This is a genomic window from Methanosarcina sp. DH2, from assembly GCF_020804225.1.
In the GTDB taxonomy this organism is placed as follows: Archaea; Halobacteriota; Methanosarcinia; order Methanosarcinales; family Methanosarcinaceae; genus Methanosarcina.
Window position 1 is genome coordinate 456,763 of record NZ_WJBI01000002.1, and the last position, 25,845, is coordinate 482,607.

26 protein-coding genes are annotated in these 25,845 nt (G+C 44.0%); 8 read left to right on the plus strand and 18 right to left on the minus strand.

From position 1 onward, the window contains the following. Positions 1–25: 25 nt before the first annotated feature. The 4 genes from pylC to FXV91_RS05925 form a co-directional block, all read right to left on the minus strand. Positions 26–1,141, minus strand: coding sequence for a 3-methylornithine--L-lysine ligase PylC (gene pylC / locus FXV91_RS05910; protein ID WP_229389383.1), 1,116 nt, complete (start codon positions 1,139–1,141; stop codon positions 26–28). Then, complete coding sequence (pylB, locus tag FXV91_RS05915; RefSeq protein ID WP_229389385.1) at positions 1,119–2,171, minus strand: methylornithine synthase PylB; 1,053 nt, start codon at positions 2,169–2,171, stop codon at positions 1,119–1,121. The genes pylC and pylB overlap by 23 nt, the downstream gene beginning before the upstream one ends. A gap of 288 nt (positions 2,172–2,459) precedes the next feature. Then, positions 2,460–3,854, minus strand: coding sequence for a pyrrolysine--tRNA(Pyl) ligase (gene pylS / locus FXV91_RS05920; protein ID WP_229389387.1), 1,395 nt, complete (start codon positions 3,852–3,854; stop codon positions 2,460–2,462). 582 nt (positions 3,855–4,436) lie between these two features. Then, positions 4,437–5,153 carry a hypothetical protein gene (locus FXV91_RS05925; RefSeq protein WP_229389389.1) on the minus strand — a complete coding sequence of 239 codons (717 nt, stop codon included), beginning with the start codon at positions 5,151–5,153 and terminating at the stop codon, positions 4,437–4,439. A 155-nt stretch (positions 5,154–5,308) separates the two neighbouring features. On the opposite strand from FXV91_RS05925, the gene FXV91_RS05930 reads away from it, so the two are divergent. Further along, positions 5,309–5,770, plus strand: a complete 462-nt coding sequence (locus FXV91_RS05930; RefSeq protein ID WP_229389391.1) for a DUF134 domain-containing protein — start codon at positions 5,309–5,311, stop codon at positions 5,768–5,770. A gap of 149 nt (positions 5,771–5,919) precedes the next feature. On the opposite strand, the gene FXV91_RS19710 is transcribed toward FXV91_RS05930, so the two are convergent. Then, entirely contained in the window at positions 5,920–6,042 is a 123-nt protein-coding gene (locus FXV91_RS19710) for a hypothetical protein (RefSeq protein WP_255679941.1), read from the minus strand. Between the two features lie 110 nt (positions 6,043–6,152). Between FXV91_RS19710 and FXV91_RS05935 the strand changes: the two genes are divergently transcribed. The 3 genes from FXV91_RS05935 to FXV91_RS05945 all read left to right on the plus strand — a co-directional run bounded on the left by FXV91_RS05935 (position 6,153) and on the right by FXV91_RS05945 (position 8,488). Then, positions 6,153–6,647: a DUF134 domain-containing protein gene (locus FXV91_RS05935; RefSeq protein ID WP_229389393.1), complete on the plus strand. Its 495-nt coding sequence runs from the start codon at positions 6,153–6,155 to the stop codon at positions 6,645–6,647. A 161-nt stretch (positions 6,648–6,808) separates the two neighbouring features. Next, positions 6,809–7,219, plus strand: coding sequence for a DUF5320 domain-containing protein (locus FXV91_RS05940; RefSeq protein ID WP_229389395.1), 411 nt, complete (start codon positions 6,809–6,811; stop codon positions 7,217–7,219). A gap of 288 nt (positions 7,220–7,507) precedes the next feature. Continuing rightward, on the plus strand, positions 7,508–8,488 hold the full coding sequence (locus tag FXV91_RS05945) for a radical SAM protein (protein ID WP_229389397.1): 981 nt from the start codon (positions 7,508–7,510) through the stop codon (positions 8,486–8,488). 262 nt (positions 8,489–8,750) lie between these two features. On the opposite strand, the gene FXV91_RS05950 is transcribed toward FXV91_RS05945, so the two are convergent. Both FXV91_RS05950 and FXV91_RS05955 read right to left on the minus strand, forming a co-directional pair. After that, positions 8,751–9,410: a TfuA-related McrA-glycine thioamidation protein gene (locus FXV91_RS05950; RefSeq protein ID WP_229389399.1), complete on the minus strand. Its 660-nt coding sequence runs from the start codon at positions 9,408–9,410 to the stop codon at positions 8,751–8,753. After that, positions 9,407–10,681, minus strand: coding sequence for a YcaO-related McrA-glycine thioamidation protein (locus tag FXV91_RS05955; RefSeq protein WP_229389401.1), 1,275 nt, complete (start codon positions 10,679–10,681; stop codon positions 9,407–9,409). The genes FXV91_RS05950 and FXV91_RS05955 overlap by 4 nt, the downstream gene beginning before the upstream one ends. A gap of 199 nt (positions 10,682–10,880) precedes the next feature. Between FXV91_RS05955 and FXV91_RS05960 the strand changes: the two genes are divergently transcribed. After that, positions 10,881–11,108, plus strand: coding sequence for a DUF2892 domain-containing protein (locus tag FXV91_RS05960; RefSeq protein ID WP_229389403.1), 228 nt, complete (start codon positions 10,881–10,883; stop codon positions 11,106–11,108). Between the two features lie 317 nt (positions 11,109–11,425). After that, positions 11,426–11,662: a hypothetical protein gene (locus FXV91_RS05965; RefSeq protein ID WP_229389405.1), complete on the plus strand. Its 237-nt coding sequence runs from the start codon at positions 11,426–11,428 to the stop codon at positions 11,660–11,662. 407 nt (positions 11,663–12,069) lie between these two features. Here the strand turns inward: FXV91_RS05965 and FXV91_RS05970 are convergent, their stop codons facing one another. From FXV91_RS05970 to FXV91_RS05995, 6 genes are all read right to left on the minus strand, one after another. Then, positions 12,070–12,234, minus strand: coding sequence for a hypothetical protein (locus tag FXV91_RS05970; protein ID WP_229389407.1), 165 nt, complete (start codon positions 12,232–12,234; stop codon positions 12,070–12,072). A 26-nt stretch (positions 12,235–12,260) separates the two neighbouring features. Then, complete coding sequence (locus FXV91_RS05975) at positions 12,261–12,428, minus strand: hypothetical protein (protein WP_229389409.1); 168 nt, start codon at positions 12,426–12,428, stop codon at positions 12,261–12,263. Between the two features lie 181 nt (positions 12,429–12,609). Further along, positions 12,610–13,530 carry a pirin family protein gene (locus FXV91_RS05980; RefSeq protein WP_229389411.1) on the minus strand — a complete coding sequence of 307 codons (921 nt, stop codon included), beginning with the start codon at positions 13,528–13,530 and terminating at the stop codon, positions 12,610–12,612. Positions 13,531–13,584: 54 nt separating this feature from the next. After that, on the minus strand, positions 13,585–14,172 hold the full coding sequence (locus FXV91_RS05985) for an isochorismatase family protein (RefSeq protein WP_229389413.1): 588 nt from the start codon (positions 14,170–14,172) through the stop codon (positions 13,585–13,587). Continuing rightward, positions 14,156–14,464: a hypothetical protein gene (locus FXV91_RS05990; protein ID WP_229389415.1), complete on the minus strand. Its 309-nt coding sequence runs from the start codon at positions 14,462–14,464 to the stop codon at positions 14,156–14,158. The genes FXV91_RS05985 and FXV91_RS05990 overlap by 17 nt, the downstream gene beginning before the upstream one ends. Positions 14,465–15,213: 749 nt before the next feature. Beyond that, positions 15,214–15,762 carry a hypothetical protein gene (locus tag FXV91_RS05995; protein ID WP_229389418.1) on the minus strand — a complete coding sequence of 183 codons (549 nt, stop codon included), beginning with the start codon at positions 15,760–15,762 and terminating at the stop codon, positions 15,214–15,216. 512 nt (positions 15,763–16,274) lie between these two features. On the opposite strand from FXV91_RS05995, the gene FXV91_RS06000 reads away from it, so the two are divergent. Next, positions 16,275–18,581, plus strand: coding sequence for a heavy metal translocating P-type ATPase (locus FXV91_RS06000; protein WP_229389420.1), 2,307 nt, complete (start codon positions 16,275–16,277; stop codon positions 18,579–18,581). Positions 18,582–18,890: 309 nt separating this feature from the next. Continuing rightward, on the plus strand, positions 18,891–19,436 hold the full coding sequence (locus tag FXV91_RS06005; RefSeq protein ID WP_229389422.1) for a cytochrome c: 546 nt from the start codon (positions 18,891–18,893) through the stop codon (positions 19,434–19,436). Positions 19,437–19,586: 150 nt separating this feature from the next. Here FXV91_RS06005 and FXV91_RS06010 read toward each other — a convergent pair whose 3' ends face one another. The 5 genes from FXV91_RS06010 to FXV91_RS06030 all read right to left on the minus strand — a co-directional run bounded on the left by FXV91_RS06010 (position 19,587) and on the right by FXV91_RS06030 (position 25,769). Then, entirely contained in the window at positions 19,587–19,805 is a 219-nt protein-coding gene (locus tag FXV91_RS06010) for a PLDc N-terminal domain-containing protein (protein ID WP_229389424.1), read from the minus strand. A gap of 291 nt (positions 19,806–20,096) precedes the next feature. Further along, positions 20,097–20,549, minus strand: coding sequence for a hypothetical protein (locus tag FXV91_RS06015; protein WP_229389426.1), 453 nt, complete (start codon positions 20,547–20,549; stop codon positions 20,097–20,099). A 105-nt stretch (positions 20,550–20,654) separates the two neighbouring features. Further along, positions 20,655–21,980, minus strand: a complete 1,326-nt coding sequence (locus FXV91_RS06020; RefSeq protein ID WP_229389769.1) for an MFS transporter — start codon at positions 21,978–21,980, stop codon at positions 20,655–20,657. 876 nt (positions 21,981–22,856) lie between these two features. Further along, positions 22,857–24,335, minus strand: coding sequence for a phenylalanine--tRNA ligase subunit alpha (locus FXV91_RS06025; protein ID WP_229389428.1), 1,479 nt, complete (start codon positions 24,333–24,335; stop codon positions 22,857–22,859). 120 nt (positions 24,336–24,455) lie between these two features. Beyond that, entirely contained in the window at positions 24,456–25,769 is a 1,314-nt protein-coding gene (locus tag FXV91_RS06030; RefSeq protein WP_229389430.1) for a tryptophan--tRNA ligase, read from the minus strand. Positions 25,770–25,845 lie beyond the last annotated feature (76 nt).

Consider the following 25,845-nt stretch of genomic DNA (forward strand, 5'->3'; position numbering starts at 1 on the left):
TTTATTCTAAAAAATTCTTACTGCTTTACAAAGTAGCTCCGAAACGTTCTTTCAGGATTGAAAGCCCTTTACTCTTTTTAGACTCGGCTTCTTCCCTATCCTTGCCCCAGAAAACCAGAGTAAATACAGGGTCCTCTCCTTTACACAGGAAAATCTCAATGCCGAGCTCCTCATAATACTTACCGTAATCACTCCCCATGGAAAGCACCTGTTCTCCCACAGGGATAAGAGCTCCGTTTTCCGCAAGCATGAGGTGTTCATAAATGCAGCATCTGTCTTCAGGAAGGGTTTTGATCTCTTCAATACCCTCTCCGAAGGCACAGAACAAAAGCTCTATGAGGTTAACCCCTGAAGAATGATAGACTACAGTTGGGGTCTGGCTCGGGAAACGGGCATCGATTTCTATTACTTTCAACCCCATGGGACCGGAGATTGCTTCCACATCCATAATTCCTTTTAAGGAAAGGTTTGCTGCAAGGGAATAGGATATCTCCCTGAAGGAGAAGTCGAGAGGGAGAGGGGTTACCATATGGCAGTCATAGGTTTCGTCAATGTGTACAAGAGTTTCCTTTACCACAGCAAAATGGCTTCCGTCTCCTATCACTTCAAGGGAAACCACTTCCCCTTCCACATATTCTTCGATAAGCATGCCAGGCTCAAGACCCCCAAGTTCCTTTTCGTCATAAATTATCCTGGTTCCCACACTGCTGCTTTCACAGGAGGGTTTTACAAAATAAGGTGGCTCAGATGGTTTATCCTGCGGGGTGGGGATTCTTATGGTCGCAAAGTATTCTTTTGATTTCTTCTTATCTCTGCTGATCCAATAAGCTTCAAAATCGAAGAGCACGGGGCAGGAAAATTTTTCCTTTATGGCACTCAGAAATTCAATGCACTCAAGATTTTCATTTACCGGGAGTACGGCATCAACCTTTTTTGAGATCTCCAGAAGTTTTTCCGGCTCTTTTATTACATCAAAACAGTGGAACTCGTCAACATAGTTTCTGATAAGTGCCTGTGGATTTTTGTCTATCGCAACTACTTTCATTCCGGCTTTCTTAGAGAGATACGCAGCTTCGAAGCCCTGGAGTTTCCCGCCTATAAGGCATATTGTTTTCAGGCTAGCACCCCAGGATTTTCTCAAACTCAGCCTGTGGTGCGGGTTCCATTCCCATGACCTTCAGCTTTTTGATAACGCTTGCAATATCTCTGTCCCGCTCTTCCATGCCGCGGTCGTAATTGGCAACTCCCTCTAATCGGGAATCGGGGGGCAGGATAGAGGTAACAATGTTTGCTCCGGCATTTAAGCGGTATACCATGCCATCGATACCTTCCAGGTCAAGGGAAGCCGGGATCAGGCATTTCGGGAACATAAGCCTGAGAATTGAAATAATCTTCAGTTCCGAAAGTTTTGAATTTTCCCTGAAACCCTCAAGTGGGGTCCCTTCTTGAGGCAGGAAGGTCATAACCCTGACCATATCAGGGTTATTTGATTTCATTCCCCTGATAGAAATAACAGTCGATTCTATATCGTTCCCGACGCCGGTAAGAATTCCGTCTTCTACACAGTATCCATGTTCCTTTGCAAAGAGGCGAGCATTAAACCGTTCTTCGAAGGACTGTCCGACTCTGAGATTTTTGTAAAGCTCAGGATCATAGGTTTCCTGGTAGAGGGCGAAAAAGTTTGCCCCTTTCTTCTTTGCTTTGAGAAGAGTGCTGTTGTCCATCACTCCCGGAGAAATCATAATTGGAAGCCCGAGTTCTTCCTTTACTGTACGGACAAGATCAACAAAGCGGTCCGGCTCTTCATAATAATACGGGTCTTCTCCCATTGTCAGGTCAATCATGTGAAAGCCTGCTCCTTTTAAGGCTTTACACATCTCTTTGATCTCTTCCCCGGTCAGGCGGTAGCGGTTGATTTCATTTTTACAGTTATAGTAACAAAAAGCACACTGGTTTTTACAGTAAGTGGAGAAATAGATAAAGCAGTTAAGAAACACCCTGTTGCCGAAATAATGGTCTCTGACCTTTCGAGCTAGATGGTATAGCTTTTCGAGCTCTTCTTCGGATTCAAGGGAAAGAAGAGCCCTCAGGTCATCATCAGACAATTCAAGGCCTTCAATGATTTTCTCTCCGAACCTGTCAAGTTCTTCGGTTGCCATTTTTTGGATCAAAATTTCACCCTCTCATGCTTGCAGCTTTTTCCTTTCTAACTTTTTACAGCTTTTTTACAGCTTTTCTCTCATATTTTTTCCATATTTTTCCAGTCCAGACCCTTCAGGACCAGTTTGCCATTTTCAAGCCCTGCTTTGCCATTTCAAGTCGTGTTGCCGGTCTTCTGCCATTTTAAGTTTTTATTGCTGTCTGTTGCCGTTTATTGATATTCTTCCATTATTGTCATCTGATATCTCTGCCCGGTACACTCCAGGCAGTTCACTGTATATCTTAAGGGAATTCCCGATTCAGAGATTAGTGGAAATCCCGTTGTAGTATGATTCGGATCTTGAAGCACGCTTAATGTTCTTGAAATCGTGCATAACCTTCAGCAGGCGTTCTAGCCCGAAACCTGCGCCTATCCAGGGCTTATTAATTCCCCAGTCCCGGTCCATGGGTACGGGCCCAACAACTGCTGAGGAAAGTTCCAGGTCACTGTGCATGACATCAAGAGTATCCCCGTAGACCATGCAGGAGTCCCCTACAATCTCGAAGTCGATCCCAAGGTAGTCCAGAAAATCTTTAATAATGGCTTCAAGGTTTTCCCGCGTGCAGCCTGATCCCATCTGGCAGAAGTTCAGCATGGTAAACTCTTCCAGGTGCTCTTTGCCATCAGATTCTTTCCGGTAACAGGGCCCAATCTCGAAGATTTTTATCGGGTCAGGTAGGGATCTATCAAGCTTTCGCAGGTAATTGTAAAGATTTGGGGCAAGCATGGGCCTTAAGCAGAAGTTTTTATCAACCCTGAAGATCTGCTTTGAAAGTTCCTTATCGTTGTCAATGCCCATCTTTTCGATATATTCAAGAGGAATTAGAATCGGGGACTTGATTTCCAGAAAACCCCTTTCCACAAAGAACTTTGTAATCTTGCGTTCAAGTTTCCCCAGGTAATTTTCCCTTTCTTCGGCATATATCTGCCGCAGGTCTTTTCTTCTCCGGGAGAGCAATTCGGACTCAAGTTCCCTGAAAGGTGTTCCGGAGTCCAGGGTAATCTCATCCGTCGGGCTTAACAGGCCTTCAAGTCTGTCGATCTGGCTCTTTGTAAGCGCAGGGATACTCACAGGAATACTCGCAGGAACGGGAGCAGTTGAAGATACAGTTGAGTCTGTCATTCCCTTTGCTGATGCGGAGGTTGCCGGAGCAGAGCCTGTTGTTGATGCGAAAGCCTGCGCTGACTCGGAAACATTTGATGATTCAGAAACCTGTGCTGATGTAGATACAGATCTGTCTATTGCTGCAGGTGCAGGTTGAGGTTCCGAAGGCAGAGCCTGTGCCGTTGCCATGTTTTCAAGCGATTTTGGGGCTCTTGCAACGGATTTTGGCATGGCCTTCCTGACTCTAGGAGCAGAAACTACCTTGACTTTCACGCTGGTCTGATCTTCGCTTGTCTTTGTGAGGAAGTTATTAATTTCATCATCCGAAACCCTGCAGTGCTTACAAGTCTTCCTGTATTTGTGGTGCCTGAGCGCCCTTGCGGTCCTGCTGCTCCTGGAATTATTTACAACAAGCCTGTCTCCGCATGCCATTTCGATATATATCTTCCTTCTTGAGACTTCATGGTGCTTGATTTTGTGAATTATTCCGGTCCTGGACATCCAGAGTCCGGTTGCAGATATCAGAGTGTCTAGTGGTTTTTTATCCATAGTGTTACCCCTCGGTGAACTAAAACCCGGATAATTTCCAAGAACAGTATTCAGAACCCCGGCTTACAGAACATAAGCGTGGAGCCAGCAATTGCTGACAGCTACCCGGAAAAGAGATTGAGATGATCCCAGGCAATAGAATAGTTTATAGACTCTGGAAAGTGTTTCCTGATTCTATAAAAAATCTCAGTGGAATGTTATGCAAGTGCCATTCCGGGATTCAGAAACGTGGCGGAAACCCCGGGAATCTAACCCGGCTGAACGGATTTAGAGTCCATTCGATCTACATGATCAGGTTTCCTCCTCGACAAAATAGAATAAAAATTTGATTTGTTGTTTTTTTCTCTATAGCAATCTTAATTGATAAGATAAAATAATATTCTTTAATATATATGTTTATTGGTGAAAAACTGCCTAAATCTGGGTTTTAATTTATATTTTTTGGGAAACAGCTTTCTGTAAGTAGATCCTGATAAAAGACTGAAAAGAGAAAAAGCCAATATAAAAACCGGATGAAAGAGAAGGATAAAAGTCTCAGGATAAAAAGAAAAATGGATAAAGAAATAAATCAAGTTTGCCTGTTCAGGACCGTTCATACATCCCGAGTGTGCTCAGAGACAGGGAAGTTGCGTTTATGTCTTCTTCTTTGTTTCCCCAGGCTCCACTTTTCCGGGCTTTTCCAAGGAGCCAATCGATTGAGTTCCCAATTTCCTTTTTGAAACCTGCAAGGAGAAGAGCCTGAATTGCCAGATTGCTTGTGGAAATATATTCCCAGCTTCCGTCCTGTCCTTTTTTTGAAAGAATCCATTCAGCCCTTTCCCGGATAAAAACCTCAAAATTCCTGCTTTCTGTCAGATTTTCCTGTTTTTTGAGGGCCGAGATAATGAGGGAAGTAGTACCAACCTGCTGCCAGGCAGGACCGTAGTTTTCGTATAGCCAGTTACATCCCTCTATATCGGCAACCTCCATATCAGCGAGAGCCGCAAGACTATAGGCAGTATCATAGACATCTTCGTTCCATGAGCCTTCTTTTTTCATGGAAAGCAGCCACTTTTCCGGTGCCCTGAATATAATTCCTTCAGCCGAAAGGGCTGAACAGGCTCTTGCCGTGTCTCTTACTGAGGAGTTCCAGCAGTCACCTTCTTTTTTACGGATTAGGCGGGTAATATAGGGGTTCGGGAGTCCCCATAAAGCATGAGCCGATACTGTACTTGCAAGTTCCTTTACGGACTGAATTTGCTGGGCAGAGAGCCATTCGAAGCCTTTTTTCACGATATCCAATTCCAAGATGCTTAACATTTAACGGTGCTTTTCAGGCTTCATGTATTAATACCTGACCTCACGAGTTTTTTATCCTGTCCCTGATCTACCTGTTCGGGAGAGATGGCCATAGTTACTTATATGTATACGTTTTTGCATAATGATGCATAATGGTGCGCCCAAGGAAAAGAAAAATGGTGAATTTTGAACATCATTTAAGGCATTTCAAGCCTGAAAATTTCGAAGAGGGTTCATTTGAGGAAATAGTCCTTACAGTTGACGAACTTGAAGCCATGAGGCTCAGTTTTCTGGAAAATTTATCCCAGATTGAGGCTGCAGTCTGTATGGATGTTCACCAATCTACTTTTCAGAGGACGCTTAAACGGGCACTTGAAAAAGTAACCGAAGCCTTTGTGTATGGAAAATCAGTGAAAATTGAAGGAGGAGATTACAGGATGCCAGGAGGAGATGGAAGTGGCCCGGGTGTGGGCAAAAGCCGGAAAGGAAGAGGGCAGTGCAGGAGCAGGGGAGGAACTGGCGGTCCGGAAGGGACATGCATATGCCCTGAATGCGGATACGAGGTGCCTCATAAGTCGGGAGTACCCTGCATTGAGGTGAAATGTGAAAAGTGCGGGGCTTCAATGGTCAGGAAGTGACCGCCAACACGGATAATTTCCAATAATAGTGTTCATACCCCCGGCTTACAGAACATAAGTGTAGGGCCAGCAATTTTTGACAGCTACCCGAAAAAGAGCTGGATAATCCCGAGCAATATAGGGTTCGGAAGCCCCCAGAAAGCGTGAGCCTATACTGTACTTGCAAGTTCCTTTACCGACTCAATTTTCTGGGCAGAGAGCCATTCGAAGCCATTTTTCACGATATCGAGTTCCGGCTTGTTTGACATTTCGCTGTGCTTTTCCGACCCCATCTCTTAAAACTTGACTGACACGTCTCCTTTCTTTCCCTATAAAGGCTACTTTAGGGCCAGAGCCTGCATTAGTGCGAAACTATATATATTTTGCATTATTATGCATAATTATGCGCCCTAGAAAAAGAAGGATGGTGAATTTCGAACATTCGGCAAGGCAGTTCAGGCCTTTCAGTCCTGAAGATGAAATTCCCGAAGAGGTCCTGCTGACAATTGATGAACTCGAGGCCATGAGGCTCAGCTTTCTGGAAAACCTTTCCCAGGGCGAGGCTGCAGTCCGTATGGAGGTCCACCAGTCCACCTTTCAGAGGGCTCTGAAAAAAGCACTTGAAAAATTAACCGAAGCGCTTGTCTATGGAAAAGCAATAAGGATTGAAGGAGGGGATTACAGGATGCCAAGAGGAGACGGAAAAGGTCCTGCAGGCCAGGATCCGGTTGGCGGCGGAAGAAGCCGCGGACAGGGCAGAGGCCGGGGCGGACGGTCCGGCGGACCTGAAGGAAACTGCGTATGTCCTGCCTGCGGGCATGAAACTCCTCATACTCCGGGAGTCACCTGCAGCCAGGTAAAGTGCGAGAAATGTGGAATCCTTATGGTCAGGAAATGAGTTAAAGAGTGGCTCGAAAAGAGAGTGGGAGGAAGGCATAACCAGTGCTCCTTTGATACTCCATTTCAATTTGTCTTATCAGGGTTGTTTAAAGATTTTTACCTGATCATTACGACTTAACAAAAAAATTCATGGTAAATTAAAAGATACAATGAAAGGAGTTGGAAACAATTTCACATGGAGACAGAACAGGCCCGATGGGCCAGGGACCAAAGACAGAACGGACTATGGGTTACTGCTCGGGCAGTTACAGCCCGGGTCATATGACCGGAGTTACTGCATGTGCAGGTCGGGGCGCTGGCCTTGGAGCCGGGCGCGGTATGGGCCGGGGTGCAGGCCGCGGAGCAGGTGTGGGTTTCCGGCGCAGGAGAACCCCCGGTTTCGGAAGAGGTGGAGGGTTTGCTACCCAGGGTGAGTACTCCGGATACTACTATCCCGCACCTGCTCAGACCAGGGCGAAATCGAATCTCGATTCTTTTGAGAACCGGATAAGGTCCCTGAAACAGGAACTTGAAACCCTTATGGAGAGCTTGAAGAGATATCGGCTCCAGGCAAGAGATGAAAAGGAATAAATTAATAAATAAATTCAAAAATGAGTTCATTAAAGAGATGATTCATTGCTAGGTTCCGAATTCATTCATAAACGAACATGAAATCTTCGAATAACAGGCACAAAATATGAAAATGCATGAAAGCATTTTCATGCGAAATTAGTTTTAATAAAATGAATTTCGGGCTGGAAAATGGAGGGATTTCCTGCTGGATTTCCCGCTAGATTTCCCGCTAGATTCCCGCTAAATTCTTACTAGATTTCCTAGTTTTTCGGGTCCTGATTTTTTTGTGAAAGGAAGAGTTAAAAAATGAAGTCAAGAATCGTATACGGGCCTATTCTTTCCAGAAGGCTCGGAAGGTCTCTCGGAGTCGATGTGATTAAAAACACCTGCTCGAAAAAGAACTGTAACTATGACTGTATCTACTGCCAGCTCGGGCATGTTGAGCTAAAACTCAGAAGTCCTGAAGATGTGAAAGAATTAGTTACCTCTAATGAAGTTTTAGAGAGTTTCCAGAAGTTCTATAAAGATATCGAGGGCCTGGACTATGTCACCTTTTCCGGAACGTGTGAACCTTCTCTGAACCTTTCTCTGGGGAAGATGATTCGGGGTGTCAGGAAAATAAGCGGGATTCCTATCTGTGTAATAACGAATTCTTCTCTTGTGGGAAGAGAGGATGTCCGGAAGAACCTGGCCCAGGCTGATCTGGTTGTTGCAACTCTGGTCTCAGGAAACGAAAATACCTGGAGAAGGATACACAGGCCTGCCCCCGGCGTAGACCTGCAGGAAATAATCGAGGGTTTGCGGGAACTTGCAAAAGCCGATTCCGGAAGAAGGCTTGCACTTGAGGTCATGTTTCTTGAGAGTGAAACCGGCGAGCCTCTGAACAGCACTGATGAAGAGGTCGAAAGCCTGATAAAAACAATCAGGTACATATGCCCTGACGAGATCGAAGTTCTGACAATCAGCCGCCCTCCTGCAGAAAAATGGGTGAAGCCGATCTCTGAGGAGAGGTTGAGAGAAATTGCGAAACGTTTCGTTTCGGAGTTCGGAGATGAAAAAGTAAGGCTTGTTTTAAAGGGAAAAAAGAAGAAGGTAATGGTTTTACACCGGGATCTGGATGAAGAGGTTTATGCACTTCTCCTTAGAAGGCCCTGTACCTTCGAACAGACCTGGCAGGGTCTGAGCATGAACCCTGAAAGCCTTCGTCCTGTCCTTGAAAAATTGCTCGGTGAAGGCAAAATAGATAAAATAGGATCCGAAACAGAGGAATATTACAGGGCAAATTAAGTTAAAGATTAAAATAAATAAGGGAGATAGCTTTCCCTAATGGAAAAACAGTTCTATGCAGTTGCAGAGGTAGTTGCGGCCGTTTTTCCCGTAGTCTTCGAAACAGGAATAATTTTCAAATTTCTCTAAACCAGGAATGTCTCATACTGCCGTTTTTCCGAAATAGACTCACAGAAGAAATCTGAAAAAAAGACTTGAAGAGCTAAAACTTGAAAAAACAGATTTGAAGAGCCGAAAAAGTTGATTGAGGAGGCTTTAAGCATCAGGCTTCTCCAACCAGCTTTTTTACGGTTTCAAGTACAAGCACTGCATCCTGCCTTTTTACGTCAATTTCGCTGTTAATGCAAAAATCAAAAAGTTTCTTTCTTTTTTCTTCCGGCATCAGACCTTTTTTTGCCCCTTCCTTTGTAAGCCCGAGATAGCTCCTGTCAGGGTAGTAAGTATTGATTGCAAGTTCCAGAAGGTCATCGTGTTCTTTTTCACTTACAAGTCCGGCAGCATTAGCGGCTTTAAGGGTTTCCCGCATATTTACCAGGGGCACGGAGATGGGCTCAAACGTATCAGGATTGGTGCTTACGGCTACCTCATCATCGGACTCGATAATGCCATCCCTGTACCATTCATAGACTTTCCCGACGCCTATCATGCCATGTGTGTCCAGTTCCGAAGCCCGAAGGGCTCCCATGCTGGCACCACCCACAACTTTCACTCCTGCACTAAGGGCAGACATTATCTCCCTGTGTCCTACTGCAGCCCGGTCAAAGAAAATCCCATCTATGATCCCCATGACCGTATACCCCTGCTGGATGAATTTTTCAAGCTGGAACCTGCGTACGGGAGGCTGGTAGTTTGCCATGAGGATTTTTTTTGCATCCTCATGGCTGATGCTATTTCCTGTGAATATGACTGCTCTTGCTTTCATCTTCTTTTCCACGGCTTATCGTTTATGTCCCTGGAAAACTCTCTCTTCTTCCCTGCGTTAATTCTCTTTCCTTTGCGGTCACGGTCGATCGTGAAAAGTTCAAAGCCCGGTATGATTACCCTGACTACAGGCACTGCGATTTCTTCTCTTGAGAGGTCCACGACAAGCACCCTTTCAGCAAGGTTCTTTAGATTTTCAAGTATCATGTCTATATTTTCTGCAGGGCTCTTTCTGGAGAGGTCCTGCACTTCGGAAAGGGAAATCTTTTCTCCTTCTTGGAACCAGAACCAGTTCAGACGCTTCATTCGGTCGTACCCTACGCTTCTGATAAAGCCTTCCCTATCCGTGTCTTCCCTTGCGCCCTGAATCTGGACAACCCTCGACTGCGCAGCTTCAGTTATTGCCCTTGCAACTGCGATCTCAGGTTTAGGGTGGGAACCTGCCCCCATAACCAGAAGAGCCGGATCTTTCAATTTTGCGTCATCAGTCGCCGCAATAACTGTGGGGACTCCGGTATCCGTGGGGACAAGCCAGACTTTCAGGTTTATTCCGGCATCTTTGAACTTCCGGGCAAGATCGTACAGGTATCCGTCTTCTTCGGTCAGCACGATCTCTTTTCCAAGGTCTCGGGTAAACTGGGCTATGCTGATTGCATCCCTTTCTATAACCTCAAGAAGCCCGTGCAGGATAGCTTCCTCAAGCACATTTCCTGAAGCCAACCCGTTGGTATTGCTCAGGAAAAACTTCTGACACTGCCCAGGGGCGTCATAGGGGTGGTAGACAGCATTTGCGCTCACGAATACTTCTTCTCCGCTCAGCAAATCGTGCGCTCCTACCCACTCAAGCAGAGAGCTTGGGTTGAAGGGCTGGGCCAGGAGCAGGGAACCGGGGTCAAGCACGCTGCAGTTTTCCCTGGCGTTTAAATATGACTCTACAAGGGCCGGAGCAGAAATGTCTCCCGCAATGTTTGCGTTCAGGCCGGGTCTTTCTGCCAGACAGCGCTCAAAACTTTCCATTATTGCCGAAATCCTGGCTCTCTGCTCGGTTGAACCTTTACCTGAGTAGATGCTGATCGCTCCAGGAGCGGCACTGGGGCGGATTGCCGAGAAGATCGGAATCCCGAGCCTGTCCAGGTTTGTGATATCTGCAATTCGGGTAACACCTATCTTTTTTATCTGATCTTTTGTATTTTCAAGGGTCGTGGCTTCATCATACACGCGCTGGGTGCCTTCGATGTATGAAAGAGACCTGTCAATTTTTATTTCGGGCATAGCTAGAAACCTTCTCATCTCTTGTTATATATTTTGTGATTTTTCGGGAATATACGGACCTTTTCTACAGGGGGTTCTCATAATTTCCCTGTTCAGGACTTTTTTGACAAGCGAAATATAAATAGAATACAAACAGAATAACGCTATATATTGAAGGGATCTATAGTATGTAAGAGGGTTTATAAGGGGTTTTTGTCCGATGAATATCAAACGATTATTTCTGGAACAAAACGTAGGAGGCTTTGACCTCGTTATCCGAACCATACTTGGAGTGGTTGCAACTCTTGCTCTTGCAATGAATCTTGTAAAGAGTTCTCCTTTAAAGTGGATCGTCGCGCTTATAGCTTTTACCGGACTCTATAGCTCGATCCTTAGACACTGCACTCCCTATACTATGCTTGGGATCAACACTGCAAAGAAAAAATGAAAATATGTATAGAAGACTATCCTGATTAACTATGTTTGAAGAAGTATCTGTTTTTCAGTTTCTTTTTTCAGACTCTTCTCCTAAAAACTAAGCCGTTAATTTCTAGTTTTTTTCTCTGGGTTCTACTTGATTTCTTCCTTTTTTAACAGTTGGACGATATTCTGTAACAGCCATTTATTTTGTAAATGCACGAAAAATATATTGGGAGAACCTGTCCTTTTAGTGCCACAAAATGACTAATTTTTGCCACTCTACTTTATATATAAGTTCTATATTTCTTTATACAATCTGAAATTAAATGTAAAGATGATGGGAAAATGAGCGAGATAAAAATCTGTGAAGTTAGGTGTCCAAACTGTAAAAAATGGTTCAGCTCAAAAATTGCTCAATTTGAAGATGCAGAAACATTTAAGCACGCTATAACGTACAAAAACGCAGAACCATGCCCGTATTGTAAGACAATGATTTCCCATGACAAAGAAATCATGAGATTCTTAGAAAAAGATAACACTGGTAAAGTTATCAAAGAAACCAGGTGCATATATAATTTCTAAGCTCTGCAAAAATCTCCTGAAATAACAAACCCCATAATAACGAATTACCATTAACTAGACCGAATGAACTGGTAAATCTTTACTTGTTTATTTTCGGCTTCTTACAGCTGATTTAATTGGTTTAATAGAAACCATCTTTCAGCAAATATTTTATCTTTTTTGATTCTACTGCAGTATCTGTACTAGACAAGTCCAGAAACGGCTTCGTATAAGAGGATATAAGTAAAAAAGGAATCTTGTGTAATAATTGCCGCATGCCTCTTACTCTGTCTGTGTTTACTTTGGTGCGACCATCTTTCCAGTGCCATACGCTGTCACAGTATCGAGCAGGTGACCCCAGATAGGCAGATGCTCTCGAATACCATTATATACGACCATCCTTTTACTTCATCTATGCGCCAATCTGCCTAAAGTTCTGCACCAACCGACCACCAGTTGCGCACCTTCACACCCGCCTGGGCAAGAGTATCTATGGTAGCTTCACGTTCAAAAATGCTTACAGGCCCACTCGCATCGATGACTGCGTGGAAATCAACCCCCTCAAGAACTGCATCTGATAATGGAAATTGCAAGCACGTTGAATCGCTGATTCCTGCAATTATGAGCTTTTTTCTTCCGTATTATTTACAGCCTCTCTAAATTCCGGCCAGCGCCATGCGTTAATAACACCGGGACGGCGGATTACCTTAACATCGGGGAATAGTGTACTCAATTCAGGATGAATAGTGCCGTTCGGTCCCCAGTCCACGCTCGTGGTGAGGATCACGGGAAGATCAAAGATCTTTGCTGTCTTGGCCAGATCTATGACATTATTCTTAAACTCTTCCGGAGTCATTCTCGTACAAGTTGCATGGGACCTACCTGGTGATCGATAAGCAGTAGCGCCGAATTTTCTGGAGTAAGAGCATCATGAGGCCCCCCATGCTCTTGATACTTGCTCATTTTATTTACCTCTCCTTTCTATGTTGCTTTATAAAAGTCCTGTTGTTCAGTTCATCAAAAGCGATACGCAACTCCTCTTGAGTGTTCATTACAATAGGACCATACCAGGCGACCGGTTCACCAATAGGCTTTCCAGATATTAGCAAGAACCTGACATGATCTCCTTCGGTTGAAACCATAACCTGATCACCATCATTGAAGAGAACAACGTCTCCGTTTTCCAGAAAAGGGTCTCGCTTCATATCAAAATAGTTGATACCTTGTATCTCGTAGGAAAACGGATCCTTTTCCTTGCAGAAGTATCCCTTTCCCTCAATGACGTAAGCCAGCACTGTGTGTCCACGTCTTGTAGGATGAGAGAATTCCGATCCAGCTGGAACAGTTACATCAAGATATTCTGGATCAGTGACTATATCTCTAACTGGTCCCTGTTCACTTCCGACGGTTCCGCAAATGACCCTTATCTTTGTGCCATTCTCCAGCGATACCATCGGGATCTGGTCATTTTTCACGTCCCTATATCGCGGGTCCATCATTTTGTGAGATTTAGGTAGGTTAGCCCATAGCTGAAATCCATACATCAAACCTTCCTGGTCTCCTTTGGGCATTTCCTGATGAATAATTCCATTTCCGGCGGTCATCCATTGCACATCACCTGATGAAATAATTCCTCTGTTTCCCATGCTGTCCCCATGTTCGACATCACCACGAAGAACATATGTGATTGTCTCTATGCCACGGTGAGGATGCCAGGGAAAACCTTTGATGTAGTGTTCCGGATTATCGGACCTAAAATCATCAAGGAGCAAAAAGGGGTCGAAAATAGGAACCTGGCTGAACCCAAATGCTCTTTTGAGGTGGACCCCTGCTCCTTCAATTGTGGGCTTGCTCTTCAGGACCTTTGCTATCTTTCTAGTTTCAATCATGATATTCTCCGTTGCTATGAAATTGTTATTTGATACTCTATTCTTCTTGGAAAATTATTGAAACCCGATCATTGCACCATATTTTGAATAAACCTCTTTTATCAGCTCGCCTGCCTTTGGATTATTCCAATCATGCATCCATTCCGAGACCAGCGATTCGGTCGTAATTGGGATGACTCCTGCCTGTAGCATTCTCTTGACTCCGTATTTATGCGCATATGGAGTCGAGTCCCCGGCAGCATCGATCAATCCGTAAACTTCATACCCTTCCTTTAAGGCGTGTAGAGCAGTATATGTAAAGCACATACTGATCCATAGTCCTGAAATGACCATTTTATTTCTACCCAGCTTCTTAACGGCATTCCGGGTTTTTTCATCTTCAAAAGCGTCAAAACTCGGAACTCCCCGTGCAAACACTTCCTGATTCGGGAACATTCCGCTAACTTCCTGAATAAACTCACCCATTGCTTTAGGGTTAATAGAAGACAAAACAACAGGGACGTCCAGGATATTCGCAGCTTTCGCCGCTCCTACAACTGCATTCATGATCAGGCTCTTATCCCCTGAACCGATGCTTTTAAACATTGAAGGCTGGTAGTCTACCAGAACCAGAAGACTACTTTTATTAACATACAGAGTCATGTAGAGAAATTCCAGTATCTGTAAGACGGTACATTCCATTTTCTAATTTCAAGAATTTATCGTTTAACAGAAGATCCATATGAAACTTAAAGAAGAAATCGTTTAATCCTGACTCTTCTTTTAACTGTTCTTCAGTCTTCCCAAAGACTCCAACTAGCCTGAGAAGTTTTCTTCTTGTAGGATTTATAGAAGCCTTTTCCATTGCCCAATGTCCCTGTTTGACATTTTCAGCTTCAGTCGGTTCCCCTTTTTTGTTAAAATAGGCATCAATTTCATCGATGTTTTCCTTCATATCAAAAATCCATCCTTTTGAGGGTTTAAACCGGATTTTTTTAAAGTTCTGAAATCTATGTATAGTTATATTGTTACTTCTATATTTTAATTATATGTTTTAATTCTTTTTTATGTTCTGGGCAAATTTCATTCGTTAACACTGATCTTTTAATTTCTATATTGATTAAAATCTCTTATGGTCTTTAAGCATAGAACAAGAATTCGCAGAGAAGAGGGTATGTACGAGACTGCGGGCGGGTTTATAGTGCACTTTTCAGTAGAGAATAGGTTAAACACCTGGCGAAAGGACATGAAAATTCCGAAGTCGAAGAATTTGAAGAAGGAGAGCTTCCGAAGAGGTTGTATATAGTAACTATACAAAATAAAGGTAGAGAGATTGTGGTTTTGGTTTAAACTGAGGAGTTTTACAAAGTCAAAAAAGCATGAGTAAAGATAAATCTGTGACTTTTAACCCTCACTATAACAACCTTAGTTATCTTCTTTTGTACAATTAGTTTCTGACTCCTTTATTCATTATTCTTTTAAGCTTTAAAATGATAACAAAATAATGTCAAAAAATTGGTCTCATAGTGATTTGTCTTCACCATAGCTTTAATTCTTGTCATGTTTTTCGGGAGCAGCGTAATATTTAATTTGGGTATAGTCGGTCAAATATCTCTAATTTATAACTTATATCGAATAATTAAGTTAAAAAAGCATATGTCGAAGGAAAATAAGAAATATAAGAATTGAAGGAAAAGTTGATTTTTATCCTTTGTAAGGCTTTGCAACTTTGATACTTTTGTTTTCTTTTTTCATCCATTCGGAAAATGTAAGATGGTATAAAACGGAAATCATGAAAACAGGAATGGCGACACAGATTACAAACGGTACAAAATGGCCACAAAAGAAAATAAGAGAGAGCAAAACCAGCAAAAATGAATTTACATAATAGTTTTCTTGTTGTCGGACTACTACATGCAATTTTCTATTGTGTATTTTAAGTTCGTCTTCCTCTCTAAACTGAATAGAACTTCCTATTTGTTTTAACTTGTATTCCTTTGGCACTATCAGCTGTGAAAATGGAACAATAAAGGCTATGCTAATGAAAAGTAAACATGCAAGAAGAGAATATATCGAAATAATTTGTACGTTGTTAAGTGCATGTATGTTGAGTTTGCCGTATACGTTAGATAATGTTAAAGTATATAGCCCAAATATTACAAATACAAATTTTATTAGTGAAAAAAATCGATCCAGATTCTTATTATATATTTCAAATAGTTCGCACTCAATTTCTTTTTGTTGACCCAACATTTTGCTGCCTCCTTAAAAATAAACGACAGTAACATATTTAAGTATTTTGAATAGACCTGTTATAACTTCAATTTGTGTTATCTCACCAGAACTTCTCCCATAGTTTTTGTTTGCGAATTCTTCGGAAGCAGCTTAATGTTTAACCTGCTTTTTTCCTGTATCAGGATCTGGATATGAACTGTTTGCTGATGATACTCTCATCTAGTTTTTCGATCTGCTCCTTCCTCGTACGCAAATGTTCCTAAAGTGGCTGTACCTGAGTTTTTAGATGTCGAACTTCATCCCTTCTCATTCCATTCTCTATAAATTCCATTCTCTACAATCTACACTATAGGCTACCTATTCATCTTTATGTGTTTTATTAAGTTGTGGTCCATTTCAATGAGTTTATCTGAGTGTGCTTAAAAGTCATACCTTTTTCCCGACTCAGGACATTTGATTCCCTTATTTTAAAATAATATTAAGGAACTATAATATCTTAAATAAAATTAAAATCAGGGGTATGAGGGATTATGCAGGCTGAGGATAAAGGGGCAAATACTGATAGCTCTAAAGTTCAGGTAAATGAGCCCTCTCTTCACGATAAAAAAGACAACTCTGGCAGGGAAATGTCCGGAAATTCCCATGAATCTCACAAAGAAGGTGGGAATGAGCCTGCAGAAAACGTGTTGCATGAAGGTCATCCGGAAGACCAGACGATGCTTACTGAAGAGAAAGCGACGGATCACGGGCAGCATGGAGAGATGAAACATAAGGGTTATGAACAGTATGAGGGAGTGAAAGATCAAGGCCATGAGCAACATGAAGGAATGGAGCATGAGGGCCATGGACCTTCCGGCGGGAAAGACCGCGGAAATCATCATACCCATATGCTTGAAGATTTCAAAAGAAGATTTATCGTTTCTCTCGTGTTAACTTTCCCAGTTTTGCTGCTCTCTCCTATGATCCAGGGTTTTTTTGGCTTTGAGTTTCTTGTCCCTGGTGCGGATTTCATCATCTTTTTGCTTTCCTCGGTCGTCTACTTCTACGGCGGCTATCCGTTTCTCAAAGGGATAAAACAGGAGCTTGCTGAAAAATCGCCTGGAATGATGACCCTTATAGCTATCGCTATAAGTGTAGCTTATTTTTACAGTTCTGCTGTGGTCTTCGGGCTCATGGGAGAAGTGTTTTTCTGGGAACTGGTAACCCTTATCGATATCATGCTGCTCGGGCACTGGCTTGAGATGCGCTCTGTAATGGGGGCTTCAAGGGCGCTTGAAGAGCTGGTTAAAATCATGCCTTCGGTTGCTCATCTGAGAAAAAACGGCGAAACTGTTGACGTGCCTGTTGACCAGTTGAAAATCGGGGACAGGGTTCTGGTCAAGCCTGGGGAAAAAGTACCTGTTGACGGGACTGTAATAGAGGGAACAAGCAACGTAAATGAATCGATGCTTACAGGGGAGTCAAAGCCTGTCACGAAAAATCCGGGAAATGAGGTTATAGGAGGCTCTATCAATGGAGAGGCGGCTTTTGTCGTGGAGGTCAAAAAAACAGGGAAGGACACCTACCTCAACCAGGTCGTCGAACTCGTCAGGACAGCGCAGGAAAGCAAATCAAAAACTCAGGACCTGGCAAATAGGGCTGCACTGTACCTCACGATCATAGCCCTGACTGTCGGGACCCTCACTTTTGTCTTCTGGACCCTTTTCGGGCAGGCACTTGTCTTTGCCCTTGAAAGAGCGGTTACCGTAATGGTCATCACCTGCCCGCATGCCCTTGGGCTTGCAATCCCTCTAGTGGTTGCGGTTTCAACTTCGATGGCAGCAAAGTCCGGACTCCTTATCAGGGACAGGCAGGCGTTTGAAAAAGCTCGCAGCCTGGAGGCTGTAATCTTTGATAAAACAGGTACTCTCACTGAAGGTCGGTTTGGGGTAACGGATGTGGTTTCTCTCGGAGGTGAAGGTGGAGAAACAAACGACAAAATAAATGACAAAAGGATTCTCAGTCTTGCAGTTTCCCTTGAAGCCAGTTCAGAACACCCGATTGCAAGAGGGATTCTTGACAGTGCAAGGGAAAAAGGGATAAATTCTGTAACGGTCGAAAAGTTCAGTTCCATTCCGGGGAAAGGAATCGAGGGCATAATTGAAGGAAAGAAATACTTCGTAGTAAGCCCCGGCTACCTTGAGGAAGCCGGAATCAGCCTGAAAGATGAGAAAATTGACGAAATTAAGGAGCAGGGAAAAACAGTTGTATTTCTGCTTGAAGGGGATAGGGTACTTGGAGCCCTTGCCCTTGCCGATATTGTCAGGAAGGAGTCAAGGGAAGCGATTTCAAAACTCAAAGGAATGGGCATAAAATGCCTGATGCTTACAGGGGACAACCGGTATGTTGCTGCCTGGGTATCCAGGGAGCTGGATCTTGACGACTACTTTGCAGAGGTCCTTCCCCACGAAAAGGCAGCAAAGGTCATAGAAGTCCAGAAGCAATATGTTACCGGCATGGTCGGGGACGGTGTCAATGATGCTCCTGCGCTTGCTCAGGCTGATGTGGGAATAGCTATCGGGGCAGGTACGGATGTTGCAATCGAAACCGCTGATATTGTGCTGGTCAAAAATGACCCGAGGGACGTGCTGTACATTATTGAGCTTTCCAGAAGGACATATTCCAAGATGTATCAGAACCTGCTCTGGGCAACCGGGTACAACGTTTTTGCAATTCCGCTTGCAGCAGGGGTGCTTTATGGATATGGCATTTTACTGAGTCCTGCCATAGGTGCAGTTCTCATGAGCCTGAGTACCGTAATCGTAGCGATAAATGCAAGAGCTTTAAAGATGGGGTGATTTAATGTTCGGAATATTTCGCAGCTTGAAAAAGATACTGGCTCTGGTAGCCTTAGTTTCTGCAGCAACCAGATTCATTTCAAAGCGCACAAGGGGAAAAAGAAGATAAAATCGATGTAGAAAGCCTGGCTTCTTGAATGATGAATCAGGTATGTTAACTTTATTGACTAATAGGATCAACAGGTCTGCTAATCGAATCAGATCTGATTTGAAGGGGGTTGAATTATCGCAGATGGGGAAAGCAAAAGAAGTCCATTTCTGAATATCCTGCTGGTTTTATTAATTGCAGGGATAGCTATCCTTATTTTTATGTTCGGGACAATGTGGGATTTTTCTCGTTCCGGAGACGGCTTCGGCCGGTCTGATACTTATCCGGAAAACAGGACTTCATATCCTGGTAGAGGTATGTATCCTGGAAGTGGAATGTACCCAGGTAGTGGAATGTATCCAGGCAGGATTTCTCCTTCCTATAACATAACTGATTTTGAGTCAAACGGGGAGTTAATCTATTATACAGGATTTAACGAAAGCGGTGAGATTATCGAGATCGAGTACGGCCCTCGCTGGCTGTACGTTCATGGAGGGAGCTGCGTTGACTGCCACCGGACTGACGGTAGAGGAGGCTATCCGATAATGATGGGTTATGAAACCCCTTCGGATATCAGGTATGAAAACCTTGTTTCTGAAGACCATGAAGAAGAGGAAGAACACCCTCCATACACGGAAGAGACCATCAAAAGGGCAATCCTGGTAGGCATTGATCCCGCAGGGGAGCCTCTTGACCTGACGATGCCCAGGTGGAAAATGACCGATGAAGATGTAGATGATGTTGTTGAATACCTTAAAACGTTATGAGAGGGAAATCCTCTCTCTTTCCTTTATATATTTGAATTCTCTATTCTTCAAATACGATCCTTCTATATTCCCTGAAAATTTCCAGATCTTTCTTGAGTCTTTTCAGGAATTCTCTTAGCCTTTTCAGGAGCTATCAGGGCTCTTTCCAGGTTACCGCCCGAGTTCTTTGACTCTTTTAGGCTGCCTGATAAGGTAATAAAGAAAAGCTCCTAAAATATATGTAAAAACAATAACTATGACCCAGATAAGGCGTGTATTCCCTTCGTCCGTCTCCTTTCGAAGGCAGTCAACAAGGGTCCAGGCCCAGAGAATAAAAGAAAGAAGAAAAATAAATCCGAATATAATGAGAATAAGGGAGTTACCGAACATTTTACTGTTTCCTTTTTTGGCTTTTTATTATCTGTGCTTTTTAGCCCTGCTTTTCTTTACCTTGATAATTTTCTTCCTTGATAACTTTCTTTACCTTGATAGTTTTCTTTACTTGACAACCTTCTTTACCTTGATAGTTTTCTTTACTTGATGCTTCTTTTTACTTGATGCTTCTTTTTACTTGATGTTTTTTCATTTTGAAGATGCATTCTGGAATTCTCTATTTTAACTGATGGTATTTTCAATATATAGCCCTAGTTACTTAAACAGTTTGGTTTTTCCGCCTGCCTTTCATTTCGTATTCTCTGAGCTGGAGTGAACTTCCATCCCACTTCTATGCAGTACGTCTCCGGTTTTATCTTGTATTGTTATATCAAGTTTGTATACGGATTCTTTTTTTCTCGGAAACTCAAGCAAAATCGGATCTTTAATTGATACATTTTCATATAACTTTCTGTCAAGATTTTCCAGCGTGTTTCCATTTTCCTGAAGGTGATAGCTCACGTAACAGTCGATTATAGCACCTGGATTTGCCGGACTGTAAATTAACTCAAAACTGTCTTCATAGCTGTGTAATTCGCTCACGAATGTATCCTGCGAACTTTCTTCCCAGACAACTGTCTGTTCCACTTCGCTACTTCTTTCCACGGGAAGGAAATAAGCGAGCCCCCCCACTATCACTACAACCCCTAATAATAGAATGATCGCTAAAATAGATATTAAAACTTTGAATACGTTATTCATGCTAATTCCTCCGGATATTAAACCTTACCTTTTCCTGATTGTTAAATAAGTGCCTGAATGTTTATTTCTTATAAACAGTTGAGCCAGAAGATTAAGATGCCGGACTCAGTATTTTAGCTCTTTCTCAAATTTCCTGAGCCTGAAATTGAGCAAAAATACGATATAAATTACCATACCTGCAAGCAAAAAGGCTCTTCCTGCAAACAGTTCATATAAAAGCCCGCCCAGGATCAGCCCGGTTATACTTGCAAGCCCTCCGAAGCTGCTAGCAAACCCCTGTACGGTTCCCTGGTAGTTCTTCCCTGCAATTTTTGATAACAGGGAGAGAAATGAAGGCCACATAAGCCCGTCACCCAGTGCGAAAAACCCTGTTGCAAGATAGGTCAGAAAGAGGTCTCCCGGGATAAGCAGCAGAAAATTTGTGCCGAGCATCAGGCTTCCGAATATTATAAGTGAGGCATCCGAATATCTTTTTGAAAGCCCCGGGAGTATAGAGCCCTGTACAATTATCAGAAGTGCGCTCAGGACAGTAAAGTAGACACCCATTTCCATGATGTCCCAGTCAAGAGCTGCAATCGCATGCAGTGGAAAGGCGGTGTAGAAAATATTGAAGCCGAGAAAGATGAGGAAGTAAAGGCCGAGCATATAAGGGACATCAGGAAGCTTTAAAATCTCCCTGAAGGAAGGCTTCCCTGTTTCCTGCGCAGCCCTGCATTCCTTTATCTCGTAACCAAATACTTTTCTCACATCTTCAATATTGGCAGGTCCCTCAAGAGAACACTCTTTCTTTTCGGGGATATAATACACAATAAGTGCTGTCCCTATAAGTGAAATCACTACTGCCCCAAGGACAGGAGCCGCTTCTCCATATTCTGTTACGCTCAAAAGCCCGGCAAGGGCAGGGCCAACTATGAACCCGAGGTTTGAGGAAATCGACATTTTCCCAAAATTTCGGTTTCTGTCTTTTTCTTCAGTAATGTCTGCCAGGTAAGCATTGGCTACGGACACGTTCCCTCCGGTCAGCCCGTCAAGAGCCCGGGCAAAGAAGAGCACTGCAAGGGGCAGGGTAAAGGCAAAAGCTCCCAGGACTTCGGAATCGACCTCAAAGAGAGTAGAGACCGGAAGAAAGAGGGCTGCAAAAAAGATGATCCATGAGAGCAGGGTCCCTAGCTGGCTTAAGAGCAGGATCTTTTTACGCCCGTAAATGTCAGACCACCTGCCGAGAATAGGGGCGCCTATGAGCTGGAAAGCAGGGTACATAGAACTTGCAAGCCCGTAAATGAAAGCATTTCCTCCAAGCCTGTTCACGAGAAATACAAGGAAGGGGAGAACTATGCTGAACCCGAGCGTACCTATGAAATTGACAGTAAGGAGAGGGAGAAGGGAGATTCTCTCCCCTGTCGGAGGGTCGGGACTATTTTTCTGCATCATATTCTCCTGACCTGCTCCAGTATTTTCCGGTTTATCTCCTGAAGCTTTTTTCGTCGACTCTTCAGAAATCTTTCCACCTCTCTTTTTCAAGTAAGATTTCAGGTTCATCAAATAAAGGCCGCGTTTCAGACAACAATTTCCAGATAACAATTCTCAGGTAACGTTTATTCCTGAGACAATTTATCTTTTAATCTTGAGAATTTTAGCCCAGCCCCGTTTTCCGCATTTGGGGCACTTCAGGTACTTTTTATTTAGGCAATTGGGGCCAAGGAAGTTCTCTAGAGTTGAAACCTCAAAGAACTCTCCGCATGCCGGGCAACGGTAAGCGAAATTTTTAGCGTGCCAGATAACAAGCAGCAGAATTCCTATGATTATTACCAGTAGCCAGAGATAACAGTAGTCAGGAAGCAGAAATACAGAGGAAAGAGCCGTTATTGCAATAAATAGGAGAAGTATGAGAGATGTCCTGTACCAGTCCCTTTTAGTAGTTTCTCCATATTTTTTGCGTTCATGATTGGTCTTCTCTTTTGTGTTCGTTCTTTTCGGTTTTAAATTTTCGTGTGAGAAATAAGGTTCTGGAGCTGCTTAACATTTGTTTCTCGGTGAAGTTTCCAGGGGCAGCCTTGAAGGCGCTTTTCAGTCCTATTTTTTTCCCCAAACTTGTGCGCAGCATGGCCTATCGGCTTCGGGGAAATTAGCGAGTAATCTTCAACCTCACTGGTAAAATCGAGTGTCAAAAATCGAGTATCAAAATACCAACCTCTTATCGTGAAAGAAAAATATGAAAAAAGAAATTGCCTGTGGGCTGGAGCAGGCAGTTTTTACAGCCCATGAGTCACTTAAGTTTTTAGATGCTGCATACTTCGCATTAAGTTTTCAGATCTTGCAAACCTCGCTCCTCCTGAGCCAGTCAATATCAGACTGATAGAGGAGTCTCAGGTCTTTAAGTCCGAGTTTCAGCATGGCAAGCCGGCTTACCCCGAGCCCCCAGGCAAGGACGGGTTCTTTGATCCCGAAAGGTTCTGTGACTTCTTTTCTGAAGACACCTGCACCTCCGAGTTCAACCCAACCGAGGCCGTCCACATAAACCTCAGGTTCCACGCTAGGTTCTGTATAGGGGAAATATCCGGGGCGAAAGCGGACTTCTTCGAATCCCATCCTGTAGTAGAACTCTGCAAGCAGCCCGAGGAGGTCTGCAAAAGACATATCTTTACCCATGACCACGCCTTCAAGCTGTTCGAACTCGGGGGTATGGGTCGGGTCAATTGTTTCCCTGCGGTAAGCCCTGTCAATACAGAAGGCTTTTGCAGGAGGTTCGGGATGGTCTGCGAGATACTTTATGGTTACTGAAGTGGTATGGGTCCTGAGCACATTACGCCCGGCAAGTTCTCTGTTCCATATCCCTCCCCAGCCGCAGGAGTCAATGTCCCCTCCACTCTCGTGCATCGCTGCTACCTTATCTGAATATTCAGCTGGGATCTGGCAGGTGCTGCCGAGGTGGAATGTATCCTGCATATCTCTTGCAGGGTGGTCCTGGGGCTGGAAGAGGGCGTCAAAGTTCCAGAAAGAGCTCTGGATTATGCCGCCTTTGATCTCTGTAAAGCCCATCTCCAGGAAGATCTGGCGCATCTGTTCGATCAGGCGCCTGTAAGGGTGAATTTTGGTCCCGTAAAGAGGTTTCGGAGTGATGTCGAGTCGGTAGGGCCTGAATTTTTTTCCTTTCCATGCACCGCTCTTCAGCAAGTCGGATGTGATCTGAGCAATTTCTTCTTCAAGGACAATACCCTGTGCTGCAAGAGCACTTCCTGCACCTGTTATTGAAACCGTCCTGAACTTCTCTTCGTGTTTTACAACAAGTTTGCGCTTTAGCAGGTCCTTTACAGTTCTTTCGTCAGCTGCAAGCTCTTCGAGAGTCTTTGCCTTGCCTGCAAAAGATGCGAGGGCTTCTTCATCTTTGCCAGCAGGGGGTTCTCCCGAAGGCACCATCAATCCGTTTTCAACCTTTGCCCATCCTTTTTTTACTAGCCAGCCGGTTGCAATTCCCACGGTTTGAGGAGAAAAACGACTCCTCAGTTCTTCAAGGGAGGTCGGGTCTTTCAGGGCATCAATTATCTGGCGCTCCGGAAGCCCGGTTTTCGTATATTCTTCTCCTTCCTTCGTAAGTGAGTAGCGTTCGAGCACTTTTTCGGAAACGGAAGCAAGCTCTTTTTCCTGGAGCATGAAGGCTGCCTGCATTGCCGCATCCACCTGCAGTCCTGATTCCTCTTCCAGTTTATTGGGGGCTGCCGACCCGAATTCCTCAAGGGCGAGCAAGACCTTTTTCTCGTTAATTGTAAGGTTTTCCTGAGCACTCATACTGTGACCACGTCCTGATCTTCCTGAAATGATTAAGAAATTGATTCTTTATAAGAATTTGATAAGTTTATGGCTAATTTAGTTTGAATAATTTAATTTGAACAGCTTAATTTGAACAATTCAGTTTTTGTAGATAATTCTGTACTCATCAAGCTGTTCCCGCGCAAGTTCCCGCTTTTCCTGATGATCTTTAAGGAATTCATGCATTTTTTCGGCTGCAAGCTGTTTGCATGAGCCGCACATCCTTGTGCCTGAGACACATTCTTGCCTTATCTCCAGCAATTCTCTATCATCATCAAGCAGGTGGAAAAGCATCAGCTCGAAGACAGAACACTCTTCAGGCTTTCCGCCAAGCTTCTTCTGCTCTTCGAGGGTTACACAGCCTCCGGTCTTTGCCCTTTTTACCTTCTTTGCCCCTTCTTTCGGGTCGTCCGTAAGGGCAATCTGACTCTCAGGGATGCTGCTGGACATTTTCCCGCCCTGCAGCCCGCTCATGAAACGGTGGTATGTGGATGCAGGAGGAATGAAAGCGTAGCCTCCTAACTCGACTGCAACCTCCCTGACAATCTTTTCAAGCCCTGCAAGATCGGGATATTCGAGCACGTCAATATGTTCTTCGTAGAGTTTTACTTTTCCGGGAATTCGTTTCTTGAGCTCCTGCAAAGCTTCTTTTTGGGCGGTTTTTCCCCGGACACTCAGGTATTTCCTTCCTGTCTTTACATCTTCTCGCTCTTCTACCTTGAACATGTTCATTTTGCCTGCAAGCCCCCTTGTAAGGCGGAGGTGAGGGTCTTGGTCCGGACCTACGGGAACCACAACAGGCTTCGGTCCACTGAATTCTTCGAGCTGGGGCTGGAGGATATCTGCAGCCTGGGTTGCCACGCTGAGCATATGGGAGAGGCTTGTTTCTCCTGAAAAGCCGTAAATGGCGCTCAGTTCTGAGAAATTGACTTTAGCGCCGAGTTCAAATGCAAGGTCTTTAACGCTCCCGCAACCTGACTGGAAGTAAATGAGGCCTTCGGGTTTGAAACCAAGGGCAATCAGGCTTAATATGTATTCTTCTACCCCGATTTCCCTGCACTTCTGCCAGGAAAAACCGCGCACCGAAAAAGCTTCCCTGTCCGCGATCCCTACAAAGGCTGAAGCTCCCATTTCCTGGTGCCAGACTATCTGGTCCATGACCATCTTATGCCCGAGGTGGACCCTCCCGGAAGGCATAAAACCGTCCATAACTGAAAAAGGGGCACCTGTCCGCATAGCCTCTGCAATCTGTTCGTAGTCGCGGTGCCCGAAGATGACTTTTCTCCGCATGTACTTATGCGGGGAAGGGATTTCCGGAAGTACATTTTCAAAAGGAGAAATCCCGAATTCTTCGAATAACTTGGAATAGTCAGTGATATCGCTTGAACTCCACGGGTCAAGTTTAGTATTCATAAAGTCCCTCATGGGCTGCCTTTTCCCGAAAGCGCTGAAGGCAGCTTTTTTTTGCTACATAAATAAGGGTAAAGTA